Source organism: Mesorhizobium sp. WSM4832, from assembly GCF_055811115.1.
The window spans coordinates 1-23986 of sequence record NZ_JBVVQH010000019.1 but is presented as its reverse complement, the minus strand read 5'-3'; the positions used below and the strand labels follow the sequence as shown (position 1 = coordinate 23986).

Annotated in this window: 24 protein-coding genes; 11 read left to right on the top strand and 13 right to left on the bottom strand. The window is 64.1% G+C overall.

Features of this window, described 5'->3' with window-relative positions; translation table 11 throughout:
- The first annotated feature begins 80 nt into the window (after window positions 1–80).
- A complete protein-coding gene (locus AC0L2L_RS24215) occupies window positions 81–1883 on the top strand; it encodes an ABC transporter transmembrane domain-containing protein (RefSeq protein WP_473581787.1) in 1803 nt (600 codons plus the stop codon).
- 248 nt (window positions 1884–2131) lie between these two features.
- Here the strand turns inward: AC0L2L_RS24215 and AC0L2L_RS24210 are convergent, their stop codons facing one another.
- From AC0L2L_RS24210 to AC0L2L_RS24195, 4 genes are all read right to left on the bottom strand, one after another.
- Complete coding sequence (locus tag AC0L2L_RS24210) at window positions 2132–2497, bottom strand: 4-fold beta flower protein (RefSeq protein ID WP_473581785.1); 366 nt, start codon at window positions 2495–2497, stop codon at window positions 2132–2134.
- Between the two features lie 39 nt (window positions 2498–2536).
- Window positions 2537–2995 (bottom strand): hypothetical protein, encoded by a 459-nt coding sequence (locus tag AC0L2L_RS24205; protein ID WP_473581784.1) that lies wholly within the window; start codon window positions 2993–2995, stop codon window positions 2537–2539.
- Between the two features lie 328 nt (window positions 2996–3323).
- Window positions 3324–5348 (bottom strand): DUF3857 domain-containing transglutaminase family protein, encoded by a 2025-nt coding sequence (locus tag AC0L2L_RS24200; protein WP_473581782.1) that lies wholly within the window; start codon window positions 5346–5348, stop codon window positions 3324–3326.
- Window positions 5349–5530: 182 nt separating this feature from the next.
- Window positions 5531–7015 (bottom strand): carboxypeptidase M32, encoded by a 1485-nt coding sequence (locus AC0L2L_RS24195; RefSeq protein WP_473581780.1) that lies wholly within the window; start codon window positions 7013–7015, stop codon window positions 5531–5533.
- 146 nt (window positions 7016–7161) lie between these two features.
- On the opposite strand from AC0L2L_RS24195, the gene AC0L2L_RS24190 reads away from it, so the two are divergent.
- A complete protein-coding gene (locus tag AC0L2L_RS24190) occupies window positions 7162–7515 on the top strand; it encodes a DUF1304 domain-containing protein (protein WP_473581778.1) in 354 nt (117 codons plus the stop codon).
- A gap of 176 nt (window positions 7516–7691) precedes the next feature.
- Here AC0L2L_RS24190 and AC0L2L_RS24185 read toward each other — a convergent pair whose 3' ends face one another.
- The 8 genes from AC0L2L_RS24185 to AC0L2L_RS24150 form a co-directional block, all read right to left on the bottom strand.
- Window positions 7692–8117: a hypothetical protein gene (locus tag AC0L2L_RS24185; protein ID WP_473581776.1), complete on the bottom strand. Its 426-nt coding sequence runs from the start codon at window positions 8115–8117 to the stop codon at window positions 7692–7694.
- 458 nt (window positions 8118–8575) lie between these two features.
- Entirely contained in the window at window positions 8576–9604 is a 1029-nt protein-coding gene (locus tag AC0L2L_RS24180) for a peptidoglycan -binding protein (RefSeq protein ID WP_473581774.1), read from the bottom strand.
- 1 nt (window position 9605) lies between these two features.
- Window positions 9606–10628 (bottom strand): MotA/TolQ/ExbB proton channel family protein, encoded by a 1023-nt coding sequence (locus AC0L2L_RS24175; RefSeq protein ID WP_473581772.1) that lies wholly within the window; start codon window positions 10626–10628, stop codon window positions 9606–9608.
- A gap of 102 nt (window positions 10629–10730) precedes the next feature.
- Window positions 10731–11423 carry a PAQR family membrane homeostasis protein TrhA gene (gene trhA / locus AC0L2L_RS24170; RefSeq protein WP_473581770.1) on the bottom strand — a complete coding sequence of 231 codons (693 nt, stop codon included), beginning with the start codon at window positions 11421–11423 and terminating at the stop codon, window positions 10731–10733.
- Between the two features lie 152 nt (window positions 11424–11575).
- Window positions 11576–12376, bottom strand: coding sequence for an inositol monophosphatase family protein (locus AC0L2L_RS24165; RefSeq protein WP_027166733.1), 801 nt, complete (start codon window positions 12374–12376; stop codon window positions 11576–11578).
- Between the two features lie 24 nt (window positions 12377–12400).
- Window positions 12401–12970, bottom strand: coding sequence for an elongation factor P (efp, locus tag AC0L2L_RS24160; RefSeq protein ID WP_027166732.1), 570 nt, complete (start codon window positions 12968–12970; stop codon window positions 12401–12403).
- 128 nt (window positions 12971–13098) lie between these two features.
- Window positions 13099–14217 (bottom strand): tetratricopeptide repeat protein, encoded by a 1119-nt coding sequence (locus AC0L2L_RS24155; protein WP_473581767.1) that lies wholly within the window; start codon window positions 14215–14217, stop codon window positions 13099–13101.
- Between the two features lies 1 nt (window position 14218).
- Entirely contained in the window at window positions 14219–14866 is a 648-nt protein-coding gene (locus tag AC0L2L_RS24150) for a thiamine phosphate synthase (protein ID WP_473581765.1), read from the bottom strand.
- A gap of 210 nt (window positions 14867–15076) precedes the next feature.
- Here AC0L2L_RS24150 and AC0L2L_RS24145 point away from each other — a divergent pair, with 210 nt between their 5' ends.
- Together AC0L2L_RS24145 and AC0L2L_RS24140 are read left to right on the top strand one after the other, a co-directional pair.
- A complete protein-coding gene (locus tag AC0L2L_RS24145) occupies window positions 15077–15805 on the top strand; it encodes a class I SAM-dependent methyltransferase (RefSeq protein ID WP_473581996.1) in 729 nt (242 codons plus the stop codon).
- 314 nt (window positions 15806–16119) lie between these two features.
- Window positions 16120–16890 (top strand): sulfite exporter TauE/SafE family protein, encoded by a 771-nt coding sequence (locus AC0L2L_RS24140; RefSeq protein WP_473581995.1) that lies wholly within the window; start codon window positions 16120–16122, stop codon window positions 16888–16890.
- Window positions 16891–16923: 33 nt separating this feature from the next.
- On the opposite strand, the gene AC0L2L_RS24135 is transcribed toward AC0L2L_RS24140, so the two are convergent.
- A complete protein-coding gene (locus tag AC0L2L_RS24135; RefSeq protein WP_473581763.1) occupies window positions 16924–17475 on the bottom strand; it encodes a DUF2269 family protein in 552 nt (183 codons plus the stop codon).
- 252 nt (window positions 17476–17727) lie between these two features.
- Here AC0L2L_RS24135 and AC0L2L_RS24130 point away from each other — a divergent pair, with 252 nt between their 5' ends.
- From AC0L2L_RS24130 to AC0L2L_RS24100, 7 genes are all read left to right on the top strand, one after another.
- Window positions 17728–18105 (top strand): hypothetical protein, encoded by a 378-nt coding sequence (locus AC0L2L_RS24130; RefSeq protein ID WP_473581761.1) that lies wholly within the window; start codon window positions 17728–17730, stop codon window positions 18103–18105.
- 374 nt (window positions 18106–18479) lie between these two features.
- A complete protein-coding gene (gene rcdA, locus AC0L2L_RS24125; RefSeq protein ID WP_473581759.1) occupies window positions 18480–19010 on the top strand; it encodes a protease adaptor protein RcdA in 531 nt (176 codons plus the stop codon).
- Window positions 19011–19296: 286 nt separating this feature from the next.
- Window positions 19297–20361: a glycosyltransferase family 2 protein gene (locus AC0L2L_RS24120; protein WP_473581758.1), complete on the top strand. Its 1065-nt coding sequence runs from the start codon at window positions 19297–19299 to the stop codon at window positions 20359–20361.
- Window positions 20362–20578: 217 nt separating this feature from the next.
- Entirely contained in the window at window positions 20579–21088 is a 510-nt protein-coding gene (gene ruvC, locus AC0L2L_RS24115; RefSeq protein ID WP_473581756.1) for a crossover junction endodeoxyribonuclease RuvC, read from the top strand.
- 9 nt (window positions 21089–21097) lie between these two features.
- A complete protein-coding gene (gene ruvA, locus AC0L2L_RS24110) occupies window positions 21098–21718 on the top strand; it encodes a Holliday junction branch migration protein RuvA (protein ID WP_473581754.1) in 621 nt (206 codons plus the stop codon).
- 43 nt (window positions 21719–21761) lie between these two features.
- Window positions 21762–22799: a Holliday junction branch migration DNA helicase RuvB gene (ruvB, locus tag AC0L2L_RS24105; RefSeq protein WP_027166721.1), complete on the top strand. Its 1038-nt coding sequence runs from the start codon at window positions 21762–21764 to the stop codon at window positions 22797–22799.
- Between the two features lie 135 nt (window positions 22800–22934).
- On the top strand, window positions 22935–23837 hold the full coding sequence (locus tag AC0L2L_RS24100; RefSeq protein ID WP_473581752.1) for a metallophosphoesterase: 903 nt from the start codon (window positions 22935–22937) through the stop codon (window positions 23835–23837).
- The last annotated feature ends 149 nt before the right edge of the window (window positions 23838–23986 follow it).

Genomic DNA, 23986 nt, shown 5'->3' with positions numbered 1-23986 from the left:
CATCAGCCGGAATTGAATCACAAGGCCGCGGCAGGCGCATATTGAAGCGCAGTACCGGCAAGCGGCCAGAGGAAACGCTCATGGCGGACATCGGTGCCAGTCTTGACGAGCGCAGGCGCTCGATCCGACCGCTCAGACGCCTTTTTCCCTATCTCACCCGCTACAGGAAACTGGTCTTTGGCGCCATCATCTCGCTGGTCGTGGCGGCGGTGACGACACTGGCGCTGCCGATGGCCGTGCGCCGCATGATCGACCACGGTTTCCAGGCTGCGGGCTCCACCTTCATCGCGGAGTATTTCGCGGCATTGGTTCTGATGGCGGCTTTGCTGGCGGCGGCCTCCGCCAGCCGCTACTATTTCGTCATCACGCTCGGCGAGCGGGTCGTCGCCGATATCCGCCGCGACGTCTTTTCCCATGTCACGACGCTGTCACCGGCCTTTTTCGACACTGCGCATTCCGGTGAGATCGTGTCGCGGCTTGCCGCCGACACGACGCAGGTGAAATCGGCGGTCGGCGCCACGGCGTCGGTGGCGTTGCGCAATGTCATCCTCTGCCTTGGTGCGGTGGCGATGATGGTCGTCACCAGCCCGAAACTTTCCGGCCTGGTGATTGCGGCCATCCCGGTGATCGTGCTGCCGCTGGTCGCTTTCGGCCGTTCAGTGCGGCGCAAGTCCCGGCAAGCGCAAGACACGCTCGCCGAAGCCACCGCCTATGCCAGCGAACAGATCGGCGCGGTGCGCACGCTGCAGGCCTTCACCAACGAAAAGCTGGTCACCGGCCATTTCGCCGCTGCCGTCGACGCTGCCTTCGAAGCGGCGCGGGCTTCGGTGTTCGCGCGCTCCTTCCTCACCTTCTTCGCCATTTTCATGATCTTTTCCTCGGTCGTGGCGGTGCTCTGGTTCGGCTCGCGCGACGTGCTTGCCGGCACGCTGTCGCCGGGCACGCTCGGCCAGTTCCTGCTCTATTCGGTGTTTGCCGCCGGCGCGCTCGGCGCGCTGTCGGAGGTGTGGAGCGAGCTGTCGCAGGCGGCGGGCGCCGCCGAGCGGCTGACGGAGATCTTGGCCGAGACGCCGGCGATCCAGGCGCCCGTCAATCCGCAGCCGCTACCGGCCAAGGTAAAGGGCGCGATCAGCTTCGACGATGTTTCCTTTTCCTATCCGGCCAGGCCCGATCGCTCCGCCGTCCATGGCCTCAGCTTCCAGGTGAAACCGGGCGAGACATTGGCGATTGTCGGACCCTCGGGCGCGGGAAAAAGCACCGTCTTTTCGCTGATCCTGCGCTTCTACGATCCGGAGAGCGGCCGCATCGTCATCGACGGCGTCGACGTGCGCGAGGCCGATCCGGCCGCCATCCGCCAGCGCATCGCGATCGTGCCGCAGGACGTCACCATCTTCGCGGCAAGTGCTGCCGACAATATCGGGTTCGGCCGACCGGACGCCAGCGAGGCCGAGATCGAGGCGGCGGCCAAGGCGGCGCTTGCCGACGAGTTCATCCTCAAGCTCGAAAAAGGCTACGACAGCCAGGTCGGCGAGCGCGGCGTGACGCTCTCAGGCGGCCAGCGCCAGCGCGTGGCGATCGCCCGCGCTATCCTGCGCGACGCGCCGATCCTGCTTCTCGACGAGGCCACCTCGGCGCTCGACGCCGAAAGCGAGACGCTGGTGCAGACCGCGCTCGAACGGCTGATGAAGGGCCGCACCACCATCGTCATCGCGCACCGGCTGGCGACGGTGCTTAAGGCCGACCGCATCCTCGTCATGGAAGGCGGCCGCATCGTCGAGGAAGGCACCCATCAGAGCCTGGTCGCCAAGGGCGGCATCTACGCGCGGCTCGCCAAGCTACAGTTCGAGACGGGAGCGAACGCCTTCAGGGGTGCTGCAGAGTAGCGCACCGCGTCTGTCCGGCCGCCTGCGCCAGATAACCTCCGTCGATGGTCAGGCTTGAACAGTGATGAAGCGGATTCCGGCCCCACAAGATGAGCGACCAGTCCGGCGATCTCGTGATCTTCGCCCGGGCATCCAAGCGATATCAAAGAGCGGACCTTGTCCGCGATAGCCCCGTCGCGCCGGGCGTCTTGATGTCGCGCAGGCCCAGATCGGGAGCGAGGCCGCGCGTTATTCCGGCAATCGCCACCTTATTGAGCCAGCCAGCCGAAAAACGAATGCTTCGACCATCCGCCCGCCGGAGTAGCAGGCCTTGCGGGGCGCGGGGGCCTTGCCGGGCGCGCAGGTCTTGCAGGACGAGCGGCCCTGGTAGCCCTGGCGGGGCGGGCAGGCCTGGCCGTTCCCTGCACGGTCTCCTTCGGATTCCACGCTACAGGTGCTCCGCTTTGATCGAGGCAGAGCAGGCCCTTAACGGCGCCAAGCCAGTTGCCTGTTCCGGATGACCGCGCGTGACCGTTCGCGATGTACGCCACCCAATCCATGTCCGTGTTGAAAATATGATGGCCAGGATCGATCCAGGCCACCAGGTCGCAATCGCTGTCAAATAGAGCATACATGCAAATTCCTCCGATTATCGTTGGTTGAAAGTTGCGGCATTAGACCAAGTGCTCGGCTTCCAGGGCTTCGCGCACACTGTCGGGAAGACGCCACTGCCATGCCGACGCTGTATGGTCCCACTGGTATTCGAAAAAGCTCGCTTGATCGTCGTAGCCCGAGGTGTTGGCCATGCGACGGCCGAACGCACCCATCAACCCGGAGAACTGCTTATTGTTGTAACCGCTGGCTGCGTACAGGTCCGCACTCGAAGCCCAACCGGGGTGGGCCTCATAAACCTTTCTGAGAACGGCCAGCATACCCTCCGAGAGAGGGATACGCGTCAGGACGCGGCGGGCAAACTCAACGGTCACAAACTTAGAGCCGTCGCCGCCGCCTAGCGGCAAGGGCGGCTCCGGGCCTTCTTGGGCAGGAACGGACGCGACGCGCTGACCGGGTTGCATTGTCTGCATAACCTGACTGATTTCCTCAGGCGTTCCTTCAAACATGTATAGCTTCATGGGAGACTCCTCTGGTCCTGCTCCAAGCGAGCCGGTAGGCCATACTTAGTCCTGCTCCGAGAAATATTCAAGGGCGAGGCGGCTCGTTTTTAAATTATGTAAAGCTTAAAGGCTGCTATGCCTCCACCCTGCTCATGCCTCGTGCCAATTGTGATCCTGGAGCAGCCGCAGGATGAGGCGAGCGGTGAGCACTTAACTTCCGGGAAAGATGGGACGAGCCCCGTCTCATCGCGTCTGGCCCGTCGACAAGCTGCTGCTCAAGACGGGGGCGGCGCTTTCAGAGGCGCGGCTGGCCGAAAACATCCCAGGCAACCATAGCGCCGCGCGGCTACCAGCGCCGCAAGGCCATGAAAAGCGGTACGCCTACAAAAAGCGAGACCAGCAGTAACCCGCCAATGACCTGCTGTTTGGATCTGTCAGGTGGGGCGGCGACGGGCGCGGGATCTTCGGGCGCATCCTGATAGGCAAAGTTGAAGGACCAGTCGATGTTGTCGCCGACGTCCTTGACCGACTTCAAATAGTCGCCGATCGCCTTGGCCGGAACCTCACTCGCCAGCGTCCGGAAGTCCCACTTCACCTCGAAGGTGGTCGGCGTGTTGTTCCACGACGATTTCAGCGACAGATAGGGCGTCACGACATTCTTCATGTCCTCGCCGGAAAACCTTGCCTTCAGATTGCTCACCGTTACGGCGTGGCTGCGATAGACCGGCGAGCCCAGCGCGATCGGGCCGACGCGGTCCACCATGGTCGGTGTCGGCAGGTCGGTGCTGAGATCGGCCGCCTTGATCGGAAAATTCTTGGCGAGGTGGTTGGCAGCCAGCGCCTGCGACGGCAACCGGTAGCTCTCCCGCACATTGATGATGTTACCGTCGCGATTGTCGAAGATCTCCAGCTTGGCTGCGCTCTCGATGCCCGGATAGCGCTTGCTGTAATACTTCAGATAAGAGTCCGACAGATCGCTCAGCGATCGGCTGGCGAGGCTGCTGCGCATGTCGTCGGCGTCGGCGCCCTCATAGGTCGAAAGCACCGCCAGCGTCAGATGGCCATTGGGCTTGTCGGGAAAGGAAAAGTCCTCGGCGACCTTGATCGATGGGCCAGTCAGCTCCGGACCGGGCATCTTCTCCAGTTGACCATTGCCGAACAGCGGCAGCGCAAAGCCATAGTCCGGCTGCCAGAAGTCGCTGGCATCGCCGCCCTGCAGGTAATTGGTGGCGTCGAGCCAATAGGTCCTTGCGCCGATCGTTGCCTTGACGATGGCATGGTCGAAAGCGCGTATTGCCGGCAGATGCTGGTCCAGCGCCCGGCCCTTGTCTAGGTCGGCCAACGCCACCTGCGCCGAGATGCCCAGCCGCTGAAGCGCCGAAGCCAGCAGCAGGGCCTTGTCCTTGCAATCGCCAAAGCCGCTCTGGACGACCGTCGCCGGATCGCGCGGAATGTAGGAGCCTGAGCCCATCGAGAGGCTGACATAGCGGATTTCATCCTGGACGAGACGCATCGCCTGGATCAAGCGATCCGCGGGCTGCGGATGCTTCGCCGCGATCTCGTCCAGTTTGGCCGCGAAAGCGGCGGGGAAGGTGGTCACCGGCCTGTAATAGGGCTGGACGGCATCGACCACGCTCTGCCAGCTGGCGGTCGAGGAGACGTCGATCGATCCCCATGCCGGAAACTCCGCCGGCAGGTTCTCCTCGACCTTGATCGGCTTCGGATCGGCGATCTCCCAGAGATAGACGGCGTCCGATCCTGAGGCGGTGACGACGGGTTTGACCCCGGTGCCGCGCGGCTTGATCGCAAGTGGTTGCGCGGCAGGCCAGATGACGCTGGTGCGGATCAGCCCGACCGGCTCGTCCCATTCGGTCGAGAAAGTATCGAAGAACAGATCCTTGCCGATGAGCGGCGTGGTCTCATAGGTCTCGCCATAATCGACGATATCGCCGACGCGCACGTCGTCGATATTGACGTGAGCGGTCAGCCAGCCGTCATAGACGCCTTTTTCTGCGTCCTTCTCCTGTCGGAAAATGTCGAATTTGACGTCGGCCAGCCGGTCCAGCACCTGGCCGTCGCGGATGATGTGCAGGTGATTGAGCGTGACCCCGTGGCGCGAGGGATCGAACTGCAGGTCGATGCTGGCGCCTCGCTCCAGGCCTGGGCGGTCGACTATTCTGTAGACCGAGCGCGAATAGTCGTCGTAGCCATGATCGCGATGGATGATCTGCTCGTCCGCCAGAAGCCATGAAATGCCGTTCTTGATCCGGTCGGCGCGCGCCGGATCGGCCGTCGGGATATCGACCGTCTTTATCCAGTCTGCGGCCGGCCCCTTGCGGACGATCTCATCGGCGCCTGCTGGCGAGACCATGCCGGCCAGCAAGACCAAAAAGAGCAAGAGGCTGCGGAAAGGCCTGACCCCGCGAAAACTGCTACCCACCAACAATCCAAGCCCGTTGACGCACAGAGCTCTTTGTCAGAGCCTTTGCCGTCAAAGTAAAGCCCGGCCGCGCATGTTTTGCGCGTCTGGCTCAACAGTCGTCGATGGACGTGTCAGTTGCCGTAGCGCCTGCGCAAGTGCTCCGTGAAGTAAGCCGCGTTCAGCTTCTCACCGGTGGCGCGCTCCAGCAGGTCCGGCGTCGACCAGCGCGAGCCCTGCGACCAGATCCTGTCACGCCGCCATCCGTTCACGGCGCTGAAATCGCCCTTGGCAAGATCCTCGTCGGCGGACGGATGTTCCCTGGTCAAGGCCGCCCATTGCTGCGCCGCCATCATGGCGCCCAGCGTGTAGGAGGGGAAATAGCCGAAGGCGGCTCCCGGCCAATGCACGTCCTGCATCGGCCCGTCGGCCGGATTGTCGATGGTCGAGAGGCCGAGATAATCGCGCATCTTGGCATCCCAGGCCTCCGGCAGGTCGGCGACCTCCAGCCGGCCGGACACGAGCTCCTGTTCGAGCTCGTAGCGCAAGATGACATGCAGCGGATAGGTGACCTCGTCGGCGTCGACGCGGATCAGGCCGCGCTCGACATGATGGACATGCGGCAGGATGTCGTCCAGCGACCAGGCTTCACCGAGATGCTTTTCGACCACCGGCAGCGCCCAGCGCCAGAAGGCCGGGTTGCGGCCGATCTGCTTTTCGACGAACAGGCTCTGGCTCTCATGTACGGCCATGCCGCGCGCCTTGCCGAGCGGCCAATGCGACCAGGCTTTCGGCAGGTTCTGCTCGTAGAGCGCATGGCCGGTCTCGTGCAGCACACCCATCAGCGCCGACAGGAAGTCGGAGGTCTTGTAGCGGGTGGTGATGCGCACGTCCGTCGGCACGCCACCGCAGAAGGGATGGTGCGACACCGAGAGCGAGCCATGGGTGAGGTCGAAGCCGACGGCCGCCATCATGGCGAGGCCAAGCTCGCGCTGCTTCTCGATGGCATAGCTGCCCGACAGCGGCTTCAACGGATGTCTTGCCAGCCGAGCATCCTGCACGGCCAGCGCATGCGGCAGGAAATCCTTGAGAAAGGCCTTCAGCTCGGTGAACACCGGTGTGATCTCGGCGGCGCGGTTGCCGGGGTCATACTGCTCCATCAGCGCGTCATAGGGGGCGAGGCCAAGCGCGTCGGCGCGCAAGGCGGCTTCCTCACGCACCAGGGTCACCACGCCTTCCAGCGCCGGCACGAAGCCGGCCCAGTCGTTCTTGGCGCGCAAGTCGCGCCAGAGCTGCTCGGAACGCATCCGCGCCACCGTCTGGCGTTCGACGAATTCAGCCGGCAGGCAGGTGAGGTTGGTGTATTGGCGGCGCAATTCCCGCACCGCTGCCTGTTGCTCTTCGCCCAGGGGCTCGGCTTCGGCGGCGTCGATCCAATCGCCGATCTCGGGCGCGGTCGCCTGGCGGTGCAACATGCCGGCAAGCGAGGACATCGCCTCGGCGCGCTTCTCGCCGCCGCCGACCGCCATATGCGTCGCCTCGTCGGCGCCGAGGATGGCTAAAGCATGCTCAAGCGCTTCGAGCTTGTGGCCGAGTTCGTCGAGTTTCTGGAAGGACATGGATATACCTGGCTGCGAGTTGGCTGGCGCGAAAAGATACCATGGCGCCGGGCTTGGCAACCCTGATCGGCCGGACCGGCGTCAACCTGTCTTGCCTATGGATGGCGGGGCGTGATCAATGCTGGGACGAATGGTTGGAGGGGACAATGGTCGGCAATATCCTGGTCGGGCTGGTGGCGCTGATCCACTGCTATATCGTCTATCTGGAGATGGTGTTGTGGGATACGCCGCGCGGCCGCAAGGCGTTCAGGCTGACGCCGGAGTTCGCCAGCGCCTCGAAGGTGCTTGCCGCCAATCAGGGGCTCTATAACGGCTTTCTCGCCGCAGGCCTGATCTGGGGGCTCTATCTCGGCGCCGGCGGGTTTCAGATCAAGATGTTCTTCCTGCTCTGCGTCGCCGTCGCGGGCCTCTACGGCGCGGCGACCGTCGGCCGCAAGATACTCTTCATCCAGACGGTGCCCGCGGTGCTCGCCATCATCGCGCTCTTGTTAGGCCTTTGAGCCAAAAGGCGCCCTCGGGACTGAGGCCCCCGCGGGCGCCAGGCGGTCCCTTCCGCCGTGGCCGGAGCAATTCCTAAAGCGCGTCGCGCTGAAACGGATTCAGGCGACGCGCTTCAGGTCTTTGTTTGATGCATGTCGTTGTCCCAAAACCGCTGCGCACTTTTGGGCGACATGCATTAGCCGTTGGGGTAATTCCCGCCGTCGGAGCCGTCGCCGATCATGAAACCGCTGCCGGTATCGTTCATCAACTTCTGGTCGATATTGTCGAGCCTCCGCAACAGGTCATGGTATTGCGGCGACGGGATCCTGCCATGATCCGATGCGGCGACCCGCTCGGCCGCCTGGCTGATACGCGCGGCGCGCATATGCAGTTGCTGCGCTTCGGAAGCCGAGATGTTGTTGGCCTCGCGGGCGTCGGTGATGCCCTGGTCGACGCCCTGAACCTGCTCGACCAGGCTGGTCACGCGCGGGCCGGTGAAATCGGTTGGGGCGGTCGCGTCGAGGAGCCCCTTGTGGTGCCCGGCGGCGTAGGCGCCGGCCAGCGGGGCCGCGATCAGCGCCGCAGCCAGGGTTGCAGTCTTGAGAGATGTTGAAGCGCGCATGGCGGCGCATCCTCCTGCCAGGGAAGGGAGCGGCCGCGCCGCTTGATCTTCCGACTTTCCGGGCCGTCCGGTTCCGTCGCGTCGCGATGGGCGGCATCGCCGGCGGTCCCCAGCCCTGCGCGGCACGTTAGGAGCGTCAATTTGTGATGTGTAATTAAAAAAAGATAATGTTTTCAGGCCTTGCCGGCAGGCTTTTGCGCCCTTAAGCGTGTCGCGCTGAAACGGATTCAGACGACACGCTTTAAGTTTTTGTTTTTATGCATGTCGTTGTCCCAGAACCGCTGCGCACTTCTGGGCGACATGTATTAGGGTTGAGCCGGCAAACAAATTCGCGTGAGTTTTCGTGATCCTAAAGCGCGTCGCGATCTTTCAGATTCGCTCCATGCGCTTTAGGTGTTTGATTCTGCGCATGTCTTTGTCCCGAAACCGGTTCCCATTTTCGGGAGACATGCTTTAAATCACCGTTCGGTGAGCTTCAGTTCAATGCGGCGGTTCTTGCTTCGCGCCTCGTCGGTGTCGGCCGGATCGAGCGGCTGGAACTCGCCGAAGCCGGCGGCCACCAGCCGGTTGGCAGGCACGCCGTTCTCGATCAGGAACTTCACGACGGAAGTCGCGCGCGCGGTCGACAATTCCCAATTGTCGCGATAGCGGCCCGCGCCGGAAAGCGGCTTGTTGTCGGTGTGGCCGTCGACGCGCAGCACCCAGCTGATCTCGGGCGGGATTTCCTTCTGCAATTCGATGATGGCGTCGGCGAGCTTCTTCATCTCGACCTTGCCGGCATCGTTGATCACGTCGGAGCCGGTCGGGAACAGCACCTCCGACTGGAAGACGAAGCGGTCGCCGACGATGCGGATGTTCTCGCGGTCGGCGAGGATCTCGCGCAACCGGCCGAAGAAGTCGGAGCGGTAGCGGTTGAGCTCCTGGACGCGCTGCGCCAGTGCGACGTTCAGACGGCGGCCGAGATCGGCGATCTTGGTGTTGGAGTCGTGATCACGCTGCTCGGAGACATTGAGCGCGTCTTCTAGCGCCCCGATCTGCTTGCGCAGCGCGGCGATCTGCTGGTTGAGGATCTCGACCTGGCTCAGCGCCTGCTGGCTGATCTGGCGCTGGTTGCTGAGCTCGCCAGTCAGCTGCTCGGCGCGCTGGTTGGCCGCGTCGCCGGCGCCGGCGCCCTGCGCCAGCAGTTGCTGGAGGCGGCTCTTTTCCGCCTCCGAGGCCGACAGCGAGGCCTGCAAATTGGCGAGGGAATCTTCCTTGTCCTGTGTCGACGAGCGCTCCAGCGCCAGAAGCTGGGTCAATTCGTTGATCTGCGAATTAAGGCGGTTGAGCACCGTGTCCTTGCCGGAGATCTCGCGGCTGAGCAGGAACTGCGCCAGCACGAAAACGGTGAGCAGGAACATGATCGCCAGAAGCAGCGTCGACAGCGCGTCGACGAAGCCCGGCCAGTAGTCGATGCGGCGGTCGGCGCGCCGTCTTGCCAGCGCCACGTCAGTGGACCCCTTGCTTCTTCAGCGCGTCGGCGATCTTCTCCAGCGTGTTGCGCATCGCCTTCTGCTCGTCGGACTGGGCCTCGACCCAGTCGCGCATGATCTGCTGCTCGGAGCGCATGTTCTTGACCAGGCCCGAGATGCCGTCGGCAAGGTTGGCCATGGCGGTGGCGACGCGCGGATTGGAGCCGCCGCCATTCTCCTGCAGGCTGCGCAGCCGTTCCGACAAGAGCCGGATGTCCTCCGAGGATTCGGCGGCCTTCGACGTGTCGGCGACGACGATATCGGACGACAGGTCGGTGACCGAGGACAGCCAGTTCTCGAGTTCGGTGTAGAAGCGGGTCTGGGCGCGGCCGGCCTGCAGGTCGAGAAAGCCGAGGACCAGCGAGCCGGAAAGGCCGAACAGCGAGGACGAGAAGGCGGTGCCCATGCCGGCGAGCGGCGCCGACAGGCCCTGCTTCAGCGCATCGAGGACGGCCGCCGCATCGCCGGTGCCCGGGTCCAGCGCCTCGATCGTCTCGCGGATCGAGGCGATGGTGTTGAGCAGGCCCCAGAAGGTGCCGAGCAGGCCGAGGAACACCAGGAGGCCGACCAGATAGCGCGAGGTGTCACGGCTTTCGTCGAGGCGGGTGGCGATGGAATCGAGCATCGTGCGCATCGAAGAGGTCGAGAAGGCCATCGAGGCCGAACGGCCGATCATCGCCTTCATCGGCGCCAGCAGAACCGGCTCGGTGGTTTCGGAGCCGGCGCGGAAGGAATTGACCCAGCGCACCTCGCGGAACAGCCGTCCCACCTGCGTGAAGGCAAGCAGGATGCCGACCGCCAGCACGCCGACGATCAATCCGTTGAGGCCGGGATTGCTGGAGAAGGCCGTCGATATCTGGCGGGTGAGGATGGCGGCGATGAAAGCGACGATGATCAGGAAGATCACCATGGTGAGCAGGAAGACCTGCGGGCTCGACAGCTTGTGCGGATCATAGACCAGGACGTCCGATCGCTTGCCGAAGGATCTGAGAAAAGCCATCCGTGCCCCGTTTCCGATGCCACCGCCGCAGAATTGCCGCGACTCTAAACGGAATTGTGACCAAATTGAATGGCGCTTGGCAATATGGCCCGCACCAAAGGCTCAGAACCGGTTGACGACCAGGCAGTCGACCATGGCGGCCAGGTGCAGGCCGGCGCCGGTGACGACGAAGCCGTGCCAGACGGCATTGTGGAAGCGCAGGCCTTTCCAGGCGAAGAAGATGACGCCGCAGGAATAGACTACGCCGCCGGCGACAAGCAGTGCGATCGAGGTCGTCGGCAGCGTCTCGACCAGCGGTCCGGCCAACACCACGCCGCTCCAGCCGATGGCGAGATAGAAGACGATGGCCAGCCGGTCGTAGCGGCCGGGCAGGAACATCTTGATTGCGATGCCGGCCAGCGCGGCGCTCCACACGACGACGATCATGGGCAGCGCTAGCAGCGAGTTGTTGATCTGGGCGAGGAAGGGTGTGTAGGTGGCGGCGATCAGCAGATAGATCGCGGCATGATCGAAGCGGCGCAGGATCCATTTCGCCGGCCACGAGACCGGCCACAGATTATAGGCCAGCGATACCGAGAGCACGGTGAGCAGCGACACGACATAGAACACCGCGGCGACATATTCGCCCGGACCGGAATGGAACGCGGCTAGAGCCAGGAAGGCAGAGCCTGCCGCGATCGCCAGCACGATGCCCACGGCATGGACGATACCGTCGGCGATCATTTCGGCGCGCGAATAATGCCAGCGCCCCACGAAGGGGATATCAAGCTGGGTATTTGGCCGCGCGTCGTTCATCAATGATCCTGCAATGCCTTAATCTGGGCACCTGCGGACTAGTATTTCAAGCTTCGGTTGCGGTTTTGCGACCGCAGCCGCGCGTCCTTTCGACGCGCAAAGGACATTTTAGCACTTTGATCTGCATGAAGAGCGCCTAGGCGCTACGTCTTTCAGCGTGGCGACAGCGGCTTCTTGACGGTCTTGAGAAGGGCGCGCTGGATGAGTTCATTGCCGGCGACGATCTCGCCATTGTCGAGCATGCCCTGTGCGCCATCCATGTCGGAGACGAAGCCGCCGGCTTCGCGCACCAAAAGGATGCCGGCGGCGATGTCCCAGGACGACAGGCCGGTCTCCCAGAAACCATCCATGCGTCCGGCCGCGACATAGGCGAGATCGAGCGCGGCGGAGCCGAGGCGGCGGACGCCGGAGACCTCCGCCATGACGTTGCGCAGCTCTATCAGGAAATTGCCGTGCTGGCCGCGGCCGAGATGCGGCATGCCGCAGCCGATCACCGCGTCGGTCAGCTTGGCGCGCCCGGCGACGCGCAGCCGGCGATCGTTCATGAAGGCGCCGCCGCCGCGCTCGGCCGTGTAGAGCTCGTCCATCGCCGGATTGTAGATGACGCCGGCGACGATCTGGCCCTGGCGCTCGAGCGCGATCGACACCGAGAAGATCGGGATGCCGTGCAGGAAATTGGTTGTGCCGTCGAGCGGATCGACGATCCAGCGGTGCTGGGCGTCCTCGCCCTCGACCGCGCCGCGCTCCTCCATCAGGAAGGCATAGCCCGGCCGCGCCTTGGAAAGCTCGGCAAAGACGATCTCTTCCGCCTTGCGGTCGGCCTGGCTGACATAGTCGCCCGGTCCCTTCAGGGAGACCTGCAGGTTCTGCACCTCGCCGAAGTCGCGCGACAGCGAGCGGCCGGCCTTCATCGCAGCCTGGACCATGACGTTGAGGAGAGCGGAACGCGCCATCTCTGTGTTTCTTTCTGCCGTTGCCTACTGCTCTGCGCGGCGCACGTAGGTGATTTCGTTGGTGTCGACGATGATGCGCTCGCCGGCCGAGATGAAGGGCGGTACCAGCACACGAACGCCGTTCTCCAGCACCGCCGGCTTGTAGGAGGAGGCGGCCGTCTGGCCCCGCACCACCGGGTCGGCCTCGGTGATGGTCAGCGTCACCTGGTCGGGCAGCGAAATGCCGATCGGCCGTTCCTCGTAAAGCTGGACGGTCACCATCATGCCGTCCTGCAGGAAGGCGGCGCGCTCGCCGACGAAGTCCTTGGCCAGCTCGAGCTGCTCGTAGCTTTCGGTGTCCATGAACACCAGTGCCTCGCCCTGCTCGTAGAGGAAGGAGAAGTCCTTCAGGTCGAGCCGGATATGCTCGACGGTTTCGGCCGAGCGGAAGCGTTCGTTGAGCTTGGTGCCGTTGATCAGGTTCTTCAACTCGACCTGGTTGTAGGCGCCGCCCTTGCCTGGCTTGACGGTGTTGGTCTTGACCGCCACCCACAGCCCGCCATCGTGCTCGATGACATAGCCGGGACGGATTTCGTTGCCATTGATCTTGGCCATGATGAACTGATCCGAATGAGATTTTTCGGCGCGGGCCGCGCTTTGGCGCCTCCAAGACCACAAATCGCCTGGGGAGGCAAGGGAGGGAACCAAAGCAGGATGGCCGTGCCGTCCAAGACGAAGCGGCGTCAGCGCAGGCGATTTGCCTTCTGCAGCGCCTGCTTGGTCTGGTCGTCGTCGAGGCCTTGCAGGAAATCGTCCATCTGCGGGTCGATCAGTCCGGCGCGGCGGGCGACGATGTACCAGGCGCCGGCAAGGATCAGGTCCGGTTCGGTGCCGATGCCGCCCATATAGAGCTTGGCGAGGCGGTTCTGGGCGGCGACATTGCCGCCTTCCGCCGCTCGCTTCATCCAGGCAAAGCCCGATTTCAGGTCGCGTGCGCCGCCGCGCCCCTCGATCATCCAGGCGGCGAGGTCGATCTGCGCGGTGTCGTAGTTCTGCTTCGCGGCCTGCGCCAGCAGCATGCGCGCCTGGGCGTCGTCATGCGGCTTGCCGCCGACACCGTTGGCATAGAGCTGCGCCATAGCGTATTGCGCATCGGCGAGGCCGGTGGCGGCCGCGCGCTCATAGTAGACGGCGGCCTTTGAAAGCCCGTCATCGCTCGGATCCCGCTGGACGAGCAGCTGCGCGAAGTTGAACTGCGCCAGCCGGTTGCCGGCCTCGGCCGCGGCCTGCATCAGCGCGAAGGCGCCCTTTTCGTCCTTCTTCGCATAGCGGCCATCGAGCAGCATCAGCGCATATTGGAACTGTGCTTCCGGCACCCCTTGCTCGGCGGCGAGCGCATACCATTTGCTGGCCTCCGCCGGATTGAGCGGCACACCCAGTCCGCGCGACAGGATTTCGGCCACGAGCGTTTCGGCCGCCGGATCGCCGTTCTTGGCGCGCTCCATGGCAAAGTTGTAGGCGGTCTTGTAGAGCCCGCGCTGGAAGGCGCCGTAGGCGGCATCCGGCTGCTTGGCGCCGAAGCGGTCGGGATTGACGGTGTCGGCCGATGGCGGCGTCATGGTGGACGGCTGCGGCAAGATGTTCTGGATCGGCTTGTCGATATGCGGAGCGGCGCCGAACCTGCTCGCATCCGGAGCGCCGGGGTCCGGCGTGCCTGCGTTCGGTGTGGCCATATTCGGTGTGCCCGCTTTTGGGGTACCGGCATCCGGCCGCGGCTGCGGCAGCGGGATGGTCTCAGCCGCCATCGCGGCCTGCGCAAGCAAGCCGGCCAGAACCGCCAGACAAGGGACACGCAAGCGCATGTCAGCCCTCGAAACGCGGCGCAGTTTCATCGAGCAGCGCGTTGGCGGCGGCGATCGCCGCCCGCGGGTCGCGCCCGTCGGCAAAGACGGCGCTGGAAAGCGCCACGAACTCGGCGCCGGTCGCGGCCACCGTCGCGACAGACGCAAGCTCGGAGCCGGCCATGACGATGCAAGGGATCGAAATCATCTCCGCCCACCATTCGCCGAGAGCGAGGTTGCGGTGGTGCGGCTCCGGCTTGTTGTCGTAGCCGAAGCGGCCGAAGAACATGTAGTCCGGCCGTGCCTCGCCTAGCGCCAGCGCCTCGTCGCGGGTCTTGGCGCCGCCGACGCCGACCATCATCTTGCCGGCCACGCGCTCCATCGTCTCGACCAGCTCCTGGGGCCTCACTTCGACATGGATGCCGTCGGCCTGGACGCGCCCGGCTATGCGGCTGTCGCCGGCGATGATCACGGCTATGCCTGCGCCCTGAGCGACCGGCACGATCCTTTCGGCGAAGGCCTGGAAGGAGGCATCGTCCATGCCGTTGTCGGGCAGGATCAGCGAGGCGACGTCGCCACCATCGAATGCCGCGCAGATATGCTCCGCCGGTACAAGCGGCGGCGCGATCAACACGATGCGGCAGCGGTTGGGCGGGGTTGCTTCGTTCATTGGCCTTCGATCCGGTTTCGCCTATGCCGGGCGAAGATGGTTGCATTGCGGCATAGAGCAAAGCGCCCGGCTTGAACAGCGGGCGTGCGGGCCAAGGCCAAAATGCTTAACCGCGGCCATGGCTTGCGCTGTCCATTCGGGTTTCGCAGATGGCGTTGGAAGCCGAGGGGAGGTCCGCTAGATTTGCCGGCAGAAGGAGCAGACAGGCACATAGCGCAGAATATCTACGACCGTCCGGATTTCTTCGAAGGCTATAGCCGGCTCGGCCGCTCGGTCGAGGGCCTGGACGGCGCGCCCGAATGGCCGGCGCTGCGTGCCATGCTGCCCGATATCGATGGCTTGAGCATCGTCGACCTCGGCTGCGGGTTCGGCTGGTTCTGCCGCTGGGCGCGCCTACATGGCGCCAGGGAGGTCCTCGGCCTCGACCTGTCGGAGAGGATGCTTGCCCGCGCACGCGCCGCCGGCTCGGACGAGGCCATCACCTATCGGCGCGCCGATCTCGATGAGCTCAGCTTGCCCAAGGCGCGGTTCGATCTCGCCTACAGCTCGCTTGCCTTGCATTATGTCAGCGATGCCGCGCGCCTGTTCGCGACCATCCACCAGGCCCTGGTTCCCGGCGGCACCTTCGTGTTCTCGACGGAACATCCGATCTACATGGCTCCGACCAGTCCAGGCTGGTCGGTCGACGCCAAGGGCAGGAAGACGTGGCCGGTCGACCGGTATCTCGTCGAAGGACCGCGCACGACCGACTGGTTCACCAAGGGTGTTGTGAAATATCACCGCACTGTCGGCACCACGCTCAATTTGCTGATCCGGGCCGGATTCACCATCGGCCATGTCGAGGAATTCCGACCGACGGACGAGCAGATCGCCGCCAGGCCGGAACTGGCCGAGGAGCTTGAGCGGCCAATGTTCCTGCTGGTCCAAGCGCGGCAGTGAGTGGTTGGACGCCGTCTCCAGGGGAGTAGAGCATGATCTTTTCCGAGAACCGGTTCCCACTTTTCGGGATCATGCTCTAGAGTTCCAGCTTGCAGCCGACCTGGCTGGCCTTGAAGCCAAGGCGCTCGTAGAAGCGGTGCGCGTCGGCCCGGCTCTTGTTGGTTGGCAGCGGCGCTCGCGGCATTTGTCGATCGCCCACTCGAACAGGAGCTGGCCCCAGCCCTTAGCCGCGCCGGTCCGGCATTAATGACTATGCCGACGGCGGTATTCTGCGCTATGGCTGAATTCCCGCCTTGTTCAACCTTCCTTTGCCGATGTCAGGCCTGCTCAACGATCCGTGGTTCTATGTCGCCGCCATTCCGGCGGTGATCCTTGTCGGCCTGTCGAAAGGCGGCTTCGGCGGCGCCGTCGGCTTCGTCGGCGTGCCGCTGATGGCGCTGACCATCCCGCCGGTTCAGGCGGCCGCGATCCTGCTGCCGATCCTGTGCCTGATGGATGTGGTTTCGGTGTGGACCTGGTGGGGCGTTTACGACCGCAAGATGTTGGTCGACATGATGCCCGGCGCCGTCATCGGCATTGGGCTGGGCTGGCTGACCGCGGCCCTGGTCACCGAGGAGATGGTGCGGCTGATCGTCGGCGCCGTCGCGCTGGTCTTCGTGCTGCGCTGGATCTACCTGCAGTTCCGCCATGGCGCCGACCATGCGGCGGAGCCGAACCGCATTGCCGCCGCCTTCTGGGGCACGGTCGCCGGCTTCACCAGCTTCGTCGCCCATGTCGGCGGTCCGCCCTTCCAGGTCTATGCGCTGCCGATCCGGCTCGATCCGAAAGTGCTGTCGGGAACGGCGGCGATCTTCTTTGCCGCCACGAATGCGCTGAAGCTCATCCCCTATTTCGCGCTCGGCCAGTTCGACACCACCAACTTGACCGCCTCGGCGGTGCTGATGCCGCTGGCGCCGCTGTCGACCATCGCCGGCGCCTGGCTGGTGCGCCGCATGCGGCCGGAGGTCTTCTATCCGTTCACTTACGCCACCGTCGCGGTGGTCGCCGTGAAGCTCGTATGGGACGGCATTGCCGGCCTGCTGTAGAGCGGGCGGCATTTGGCCGCCCGTCTTCAAATATCAAGCAGCGCCGGGCACCATCTGGCGACTGCCGCCGAAGGCGAGCGCGGCGCCGAGGGCGATGACCATGACCATGCCGGCAAGAATGCCGATGTCGTGCAAAGTGGGCTTCAGCACCATGTCGGCGATGATCACCAGCATCACCGCATAGTCGAGGCGCGCCCAGCTCATCATGCGCTGGCCGATGGCAAGGACCGCCGGCGTCACGCCCTCCTTGGCGACCATGGCGCCGATACGCTCGCCGGCCGGCTTGAAGATCAACATGCCGATCGAGAAGGTGGTGGCGTATCCGGCGAGGCCGATGACGATCCACAGATCGGAGAAGCCGACCCAGAAGCCGCACATGACGAGGCCGAAGACGAGGGTGAGCATCGACATTGGCGCGAAATAGCGGCCGCCGAGCTCTCCGCTGGCGCGCATCGCCTGCAGCTTGTCATCGATGTTGCCGGCGCGCTCGGCAAGCGCGCCGAGCAGGAATAGCGCGAAGCCGCCGCCGACCCACAGAATGGCCGAGACGACGTGAAGGAATTTGACGATCGAGTACCAGTCCATGCCGTGCTCCTTGATATCTTTCTTGACCTGCGGGCGGCGTCGATTTGCGCCGGCCGCTGCGAGGAGCGCGCGTTTTGCGCGGGGCGCGTTTCGGAACGATGTCGCGAAAGACGAAATTCTGTTTCATTTGGAACCTGGAGCGGCTGGTGGCGACATCACCCGAAAACATCGTCGAGGCATCGACGCCGGGACCGGCGCGGATCGCCTGACGATCGATCCGGTTCGGCACCGCAACAGCTATTGGAGAGACCAATGCAAGGGGTAGCCCGAAATTTCTTTACGCTCGCCATCATCTATTCCCTGTGCGGAATGGCGCTGGGCATCCACATGGCGATCAGCCAGGATCACGGCCAGATGCCGACCCACGCCCACACGATGGTGGCTGGCTGGCTCATGTCGGCGGTGTTCGCGTTCTTCTATCACCTGTTCCCGGCTGTCGCGCATAAGAGGCTCGCGGTCATCCATTTCTGGCTGACCGCGATCAGCGGCATCGGCCTGCTTGTCGGCCTCTATACCCTGCTTGCCGGCAATCCGGCGATCGAGCCGCTGCTCGGCATATCCTCGCTCGCGTTCTACGCGGGCATGCTGCTGTTCGCCTTCATCGCCTTGCCCGCGATCTGGAGAAGTTGAGCCGGTACCCGGTCGCCTCAGCCGTCCCGATCCGGCACAGCAAGGGCCGTTCGGTCAAAAATTCCGCGCCACGTTAAGGGTTCATTAAGCTTTACGGGCGTTTACTATGCCCATCCAGTTTTGCTGGATTCTTACCGAGTGGTTGGAGCCACTTTGTTTGACGCCTCCCTGTTAAACTCCTGAGAGCCGCCTTATCCGCGGCTCTTTTTTTATCCGCGGGCGGCCGGCTGGAGCGCGGCTGGCGTTAACCGTTTGTTAAACATGCGCTTGCCTTCACGGGCGTCGAAGCGCATTTTCAAGCCTCAGTCATTTAGGGTGCGGGCCACCTCGGCAAGGATAGCCGAATCGGCTTGCGGCAGTGCAGGGGCGTATCGATGAACGAGCCTTCGAAGGGCAGCGCGAAAACCATCAAACTGGCGGAGCGCCGGGTTTTCTCCCAATCCTTCAAGCCGCTCTACCAGGAAGGCATGGGGCTGGTCGAACAGGCAGCCGAATATCTCGATGGCAAGGGCAGGCTCGAAGCCAAGAAATTGTCGCGCACGGCGGCGACGCTCTATGCGGCCGAATCGATGCGGCTCACCACCAGGCTGATGCAGGTTGCTTCCTGGCTTCTGCTGCAGCGGGCTGCGAATTCCGGCGAGATGACGCGCGACCAGGTGGCCTCGGAGAAATCCAAGGTGCGTCTCGACACCGCATCCGCGCATGACGAAGCGCTCGGCTGGAACGAACTGCCCAAGGATTTTCTGGAACTCGTGACGCACTCGCTGCGCCTGCAGGCGCTGGTGCGGCGCATGGACGAGGAAATCTACGGCGGCGTCGTCAGCGACACGCACGTGCCCGGCCGCAGGGCCAACCCGGTGTCCGACCAGATCAGTCTCTTGAATACGGCGTTCGCGCGCGGCTGAAACCGCGTTTGCGACAAACGCCGCGATAGCGGCGTCCAGGAACGGGGGCCGGCATACTCTTAATCGAGCCGTGGTTTTGGTCGCGAGTCGAACGACTGTGACCCGCTCTTCGATATTGCGGTAGCCGTCATCGCATTGAAGGCCATGCCAGCCTTCGCGAGAAATTCACCCTTGCCTTGAAGGAATAGGCCCCTAGTTGGAGCCGTTCGCCGCAGCCGGGTCGACCCGAGCCGGTTTTGCAGAAATCACCGTCACTGTGACCAAAGCAGATTGCGAGGCTTGATCCGTGCATTCGCCATTGGACCGCATCCCGGTATCGATCATCATCCCCAACTATAACTACGAACAGTTTCTAGGACGCGCCATCGACAGCGCGTTGGAGCAGGACCACCGAAATGTCGAGGTCGTGGTTGTCGACGACGCATCGACGGATGCGTCGGTGGCCGTCATCGAATCCTACGGCGACAAAATCCGTCCGTGCCTGAGGCGCAGGAATGGCGGACATGCCGCCGCGTTCAACACCGGGTTCGAGGCGAGCACGGGGGAGATCATTCTTTTCCTCGACGCCGACGATTATCTCTATCCGAACGCCGTCTCCGAGGTCCTGGACGAGTGGGACTCGGATGTCGCGCAGGCTCAATTCAGATTGCATCTCGTTGATGAGGACCAGCGTATCAAGGATGTTTTTCCACCCCCGGAACAGCCGTTCGACTCGGGAGACGTCGTGCCGGAATTGCTGCGCAAGGGGCGGTACCGTACGACGGTGACGAGCGGGCTGGCGTTTGACCGTGAGGCGCTGGAGACGATAATGCCGATGCCGGAAAGCGATTTCCGGCAAGGCGCCGATGGCTATCTCGCGACGCTCGCGCCGCTTCATGGAGAGGTGAAATCCATCGACACCTGCCTTGGCGCCTACCGCATCCACGGTTCCAACCATTCGGTTTTTGGGGAAAAACTTGCCGAGCGCGCGCGTTGGCGCGTGCAGCATGATTTCCGTCGGCTGGAGGCTCTGTCGGGTCAGGCTGCCGAAATCGGTCTGACGGTGCCGCCGGATGCCGGTCTGCACGATCCGGTCCATCTGGAAGAGCGCTTGGCCTCGCTCTGCGTCGACGAGCCCCAGCATCCAGTTACGACCGACTCCCGGCTGGGACTGGCAAGAGCGGGCGCCGCCGCCAGTCTGGAAATGAACGCGTCCTGGCGGCGGCGCGCTGCCCTGGCGGCATGGTTCCTTTCCATCGGGCTTCTCCCGCGTCGCATGGGGAACGCAGTCCTGGCATGGAAGCTGGTCGCATCGTCCAGGCCGGCATTTCTCTCGCGGCTGTCGAAAACTATCCGTCGCGTGACGAACTAGGGCACTTTAATGCAACTCCGGACGGAAGGGCCACGGCGAAGTCGCCGAGCCCTAAACCGCTACGCACTTTCCTGGATTGCTCTGGGTCCGAGATTGGACATGCCGGCTCGCGAATGCCGGTTCGACGGGATTTTCGGGTGCGTTCTCAACATCGCAATTGTTTCTGGTTTGTTCACATTTTGCTGACATCGCTTGCCACCACGGCTAGACTTGGCGCATGGGGGAAGCGATTCGCATCATCGGCATCGATCCGGGCCTGAGGCGCACGGGCTGGGGCATCGTCGAAAGCCTCGGCAATTCGCTGCGCTTCGTCGCATCCGGCACCGTGCGTTCGGACGACAAGGCGCCGCTGGCGACACGGCTCTTACAACTGCATGACGGGCTGGCCGAGATCCTGCATCAGGCCATGCCGCACGAGGCGGCGGTCGAGCAGACCTTCGTCAACAAGGATGCGGTGGCAACGCTGAAGCTCGGGCAGGCGCGCGGCATCGCCATGCTGGTGCCGGCGCGCGCCGGGCTGGTGGTCGCCGAATACGCACCCAATGCAGTCAAGAAGGCGGTGATCGGCGTCGGCCACGGCGAAAAGAAGCAGATCCATATGATGGTGAAGGTGCTGATGCCGAAGGCTGTCTTTGATACCGACGACGCCGCCGACGCGCTGGCCATCGCCATCTGCCATGCGCATCACCGCCAGAGTGTCGCTTATCGAATGGCGGTTGCGGGCTGAGGGAAAATCATGATCGGCAAGCTCAAGGGCACGCTGGACGAGATCGACGAGGACTCCTGTCTCGTCGACGTACACGGCATCGGCTATGTCGCCCATTGCTCGACGCGCACGCTGGCATCGCTGCCGTCGCCCGGCGAAGCGGTTGTGCTGTTCATCGAGACCTATGTGCGCGAGGACATGATCCGGCTCTACGGCTTCCAGTCCGCGCTTGAGCGCGAGTGGTTTCGTCTGCTGATGAGCAACGTGCAGGGCGTCGGCGCCAAGGTGGCGCTGGCTATCCTGTCGACGCTGGCCCCGGCCGACCTCGCAAACGCAATCGCGTTGCGCGACATCGCCATGGTCTCCAGAGCGCCCGGCGTCGGCAAGAAGGTGGCCGAGCGCATCGTCACCGAACTGCGCACCAAGGCGCCGGCCTATGCTGGCGCGGCCACCGGCACGATCGGCCTCAAGCAGGAGCTCGGCGAAGGTGTCGCGGCAGCACCGATCACCGATGCCGTCTCCGCGCTGGTCAATCTCGGCTATTCGCGCGACATCGCCGCCAATGCCGTGGCGGCCGCGCTGAGATCGGCCGGCGAGGGCGCCGATGCGCCCAAGCTGATCCGCTTCGGGCTGAAGGAACTGGCGCGGTGAGGCAGCGCTTGTTCCGCCATCGGTCCTATGCAAGGAAGGCGGCATGAACCTTTCGCCCCGCCTCATTGCCCCCGACAAGCGCGGCGAGGACGCCGACCAGACCTTGCGGCCGCAGTCGCTCGACGAGTTCGTCGGCCAGGCCGCGGTGCGCGCCAACCTCAAGGTTTTCGTCGATGCCGCCAAGGGCCGCGGCGAGGCGCTCGACCATGTGCTGTTCGTCGGCCCGCCCGGACTCGGCAAGACGACGCTGGCGCAGATCATGGCGCGCGAGCTCGGCGTCAATTTCCGCTCTACCTCCGGCCCGGTCATCGCCAAGGCCGGCGATCTCGCGGCGCTGCTCACCAATCTGGAGGAGCGCGATGTGCTCTTCATCGACGAGATCCATCGCCTCAATCCGGCGGTCGAGGAAATTCTCTATCCGGCAATGGAGGATTTCCAGCTCGACCTGATCATCGGCGAGGGGCCGGCGGCGCGCTCGGTCAAGATCGACCTTGCCCGCTTCACCCTGGTCGCGGCGACGACAAGGCTGGGGCTTTTGACCAATCCGCTGCGCGATCGTTTCGGCATTCCGGTCCGGCTCAATTTCTACACGGTCGAGGAGCTGGAGCAGATCGTGCGCCGCGGCGCCCGCATCCTGCAGATGCCGCTCGGCGACGACGGCGCGCTGGAGATCGCGCGTCGCGCGCGCGGCACGCCGCGCATCGCCGGCAGGCTTTTGCGCCGTGTGCGCGATTTCGCCTCCGTCGCCGGCGACGGCCATGTCGACCGCCGGATCGCCGACGAGGCGCTGACCCGGCTGGAGGTCGACGCGCTCGGCCTCGACGCGCTCGACCGCCGCTATTTGTCGATGATCGCGCGCAACTTCGGCGGCGGACCGGTCGGCATCGAGACGATCGCGGCCGGCCTTTCCGAGCCGCGCGACGCCATCGAGGACATCATCGAGCCCTATCTCATCCAGCAGGGCTTCATCCAGCGCACGCCACGCGGCCGCGTGCTGACGGCGAACGCCTGGCGCCATCTCGGGCTTGACCCGCCGAAGGATCTCGCCCAGCAGCAGATCAGCCTGTTCCAGGAAGAATAACGGAGATTTGTTCGCCATTTGGCCGTGCAATGGCCTGTCTGCGCAGAATCTGCGCGCCTCGGCCTAGGTGAGGGCGCAATTGCGGCCTTTAAGGCACGCTTACCGGATGCAATCCCAAGGGGCTTGGGGCGACCTATGATCACCAGACGTGGTTTCCTGCGCCTTGTCGGCAGCTCGGCCTTCACCCTGGTGTCGCTCGGCGCCTATGCGGTCGGCATCGAGCCAATGCTGCTGACCCATGTGAAGCGCTACACGCTGACCCCGCCGCACTGGCCGGCCGGGCTCAAGCTGCGCGTCGTGGCGCTTGCCGACATCCATGCCTGCCGGCCGTGGATGACGCCGGAACGGATCGCAGCGCTCACCGCGGAGGCCAATGCGCTGCAGCCGGACCTCATCGTGCTGCTGGGCGACTATACCGCCGGAACCAAGATCGTGACGGGCCGGGTGCGCGTGGCGGAATGGGCCGAGGCCTTGTCGGGGCTGAAGGCGCCGCTCGGCGTGCTTTCGATCCTCGGCAATCACGACTGGTGGACGGATTTTTTTGCCCAGCGCGCCGAAGCCGGGCCGACCCAGTCACGCAAGGCGCTCGAGCATGTCGGCATCCCGGTGCTGGAAAACGACGCCGTGCGGCTGGAAAAGGACGGACATGGTTTCTGGATCGCCGGGCTTGCCGATCAGCTGGCGCTGCTGCCGAACAAAACCAAGGGCCGCGACAGCTTCCAGGGCCTCGACGATCTCGACGGCACCTTGGCCAAGGTGCAAGGAAGCGAGCCGATCATCCTGCTCGCGCATGAGCCCGACATTTTTCCGAAGGTGCCATGGCGGGTTTCGCTGACATTGTCCGGGCACACGCATGGCGGACAGGTGCGGCTGCTCGGCTATTCGCCGGTGGTGCCTTCGGCCTATGGCAACCGCTATGCCTACGGCCATGTCGTGGAAAACGACCGCAACCTGATCGTGTCCGGCGGGCTGGGCTTCAGCATCGTCCCGGTGCGTTTCGGGGTACGGCCGGAGATCCTGCAGATCGATCTCGGCTAGTGGCACTGCACAGGGATTTTGACCGGTCGGCTCTGTTTGCGTTGGCAGGCGGCATGCCTTGGAGATTGGCCAAAACGCCCATCGCGATCGTCATTCTAGGGCGGAGCAGGAGCGAAGCTCCGTCGCGAAGACCCTAGAATCCATGCCGT

Excerpts from the sequence above, each read along its gene's own strand:
- AC0L2L_RS24140 (WP_473581995.1), top strand. The coding sequence starts at position 16,120 with ATGTCAGGCCTGCTCAACGATCCGTGGTTCTATGTCGCCGCCATTCCG.
- AC0L2L_RS24155 (WP_473581767.1), bottom strand. The coding sequence starts at position 14,217 with ATGCGCTTGCGTGTCCCTTGTCTGGCGGTTCTGGCCGGCTTGCTTGCG.
- AC0L2L_RS24195 (WP_473581780.1), bottom strand. The coding sequence starts at position 7,015 with ATGTCCTTCCAGAAACTCGACGAACTCGGCCACAAGCTCGAAGCGCTT.
- rcdA (WP_473581759.1), top strand. The coding sequence starts at position 18,480 with ATGAACGAGCCTTCGAAGGGCAGCGCGAAAACCATCAAACTGGCGGAG.
- AC0L2L_RS24135 (WP_473581763.1), bottom strand. The coding sequence starts at position 17,475 with ATGGACTGGTACTCGATCGTCAAATTCCTTCACGTCGTCTCGGCCATT.
- ruvC (WP_473581756.1), top strand. The coding sequence starts at position 20,579 with ATGGGGGAAGCGATTCGCATCATCGGCATCGATCCGGGCCTGAGGCGC.
- AC0L2L_RS24205 (WP_473581784.1), bottom strand. The coding sequence starts at position 2,995 with ATGAAGCTATACATGTTTGAAGGAACGCCTGAGGAAATCAGTCAGGTT.
- ruvA (WP_473581754.1), top strand. The coding sequence starts at position 21,098 with ATGATCGGCAAGCTCAAGGGCACGCTGGACGAGATCGACGAGGACTCC.
- AC0L2L_RS24175 (WP_473581772.1), bottom strand. The coding sequence starts at position 10,628 with ATGGCTTTTCTCAGATCCTTCGGCAAGCGATCGGACGTCCTGGTCTAT.
- AC0L2L_RS24185 (WP_473581776.1), bottom strand. The coding sequence starts at position 8,117 with ATGCGCGCTTCAACATCTCTCAAGACTGCAACCCTGGCTGCGGCGCTG.
- AC0L2L_RS24130 (WP_473581761.1), top strand. The coding sequence starts at position 17,728 with ATGCAAGGGGTAGCCCGAAATTTCTTTACGCTCGCCATCATCTATTCC.
- efp (WP_027166732.1), bottom strand. The coding sequence starts at position 12,970 with ATGGCCAAGATCAATGGCAACGAAATCCGTCCCGGCTATGTCATCGAG.
- AC0L2L_RS24200 (WP_473581782.1), bottom strand. The coding sequence starts at position 5,348 with ATGGTCTCGCCAGCAGGCGCCGATGAGATCGTCCGCAAGGGGCCGGCC.
- AC0L2L_RS24165 (WP_027166733.1), bottom strand. The coding sequence starts at position 12,376 with ATGGCGCGTTCCGCTCTCCTCAACGTCATGGTCCAGGCTGCGATGAAG.
- trhA (WP_473581770.1), bottom strand. The coding sequence starts at position 11,423 with ATGAACGACGCGCGGCCAAATACCCAGCTTGATATCCCCTTCGTGGGG.
- AC0L2L_RS24150 (WP_473581765.1), bottom strand. The coding sequence starts at position 14,866 with ATGAACGAAGCAACCCCGCCCAACCGCTGCCGCATCGTGTTGATCGCG.
- AC0L2L_RS24210 (WP_473581785.1), bottom strand. The coding sequence starts at position 2,497 with ATGTATGCTCTATTTGACAGCGATTGCGACCTGGTGGCCTGGATCGAT.
- AC0L2L_RS24190 (WP_473581778.1), top strand. The coding sequence starts at position 7,162 with ATGGTCGGCAATATCCTGGTCGGGCTGGTGGCGCTGATCCACTGCTAT.
- ruvB (WP_027166721.1), top strand. The coding sequence starts at position 21,762 with ATGAACCTTTCGCCCCGCCTCATTGCCCCCGACAAGCGCGGCGAGGAC.
- AC0L2L_RS24215 (WP_473581787.1), top strand. The coding sequence starts at position 81 with ATGGCGGACATCGGTGCCAGTCTTGACGAGCGCAGGCGCTCGATCCGA.
- AC0L2L_RS24100 (WP_473581752.1), top strand. The coding sequence starts at position 22,935 with ATGATCACCAGACGTGGTTTCCTGCGCCTTGTCGGCAGCTCGGCCTTC.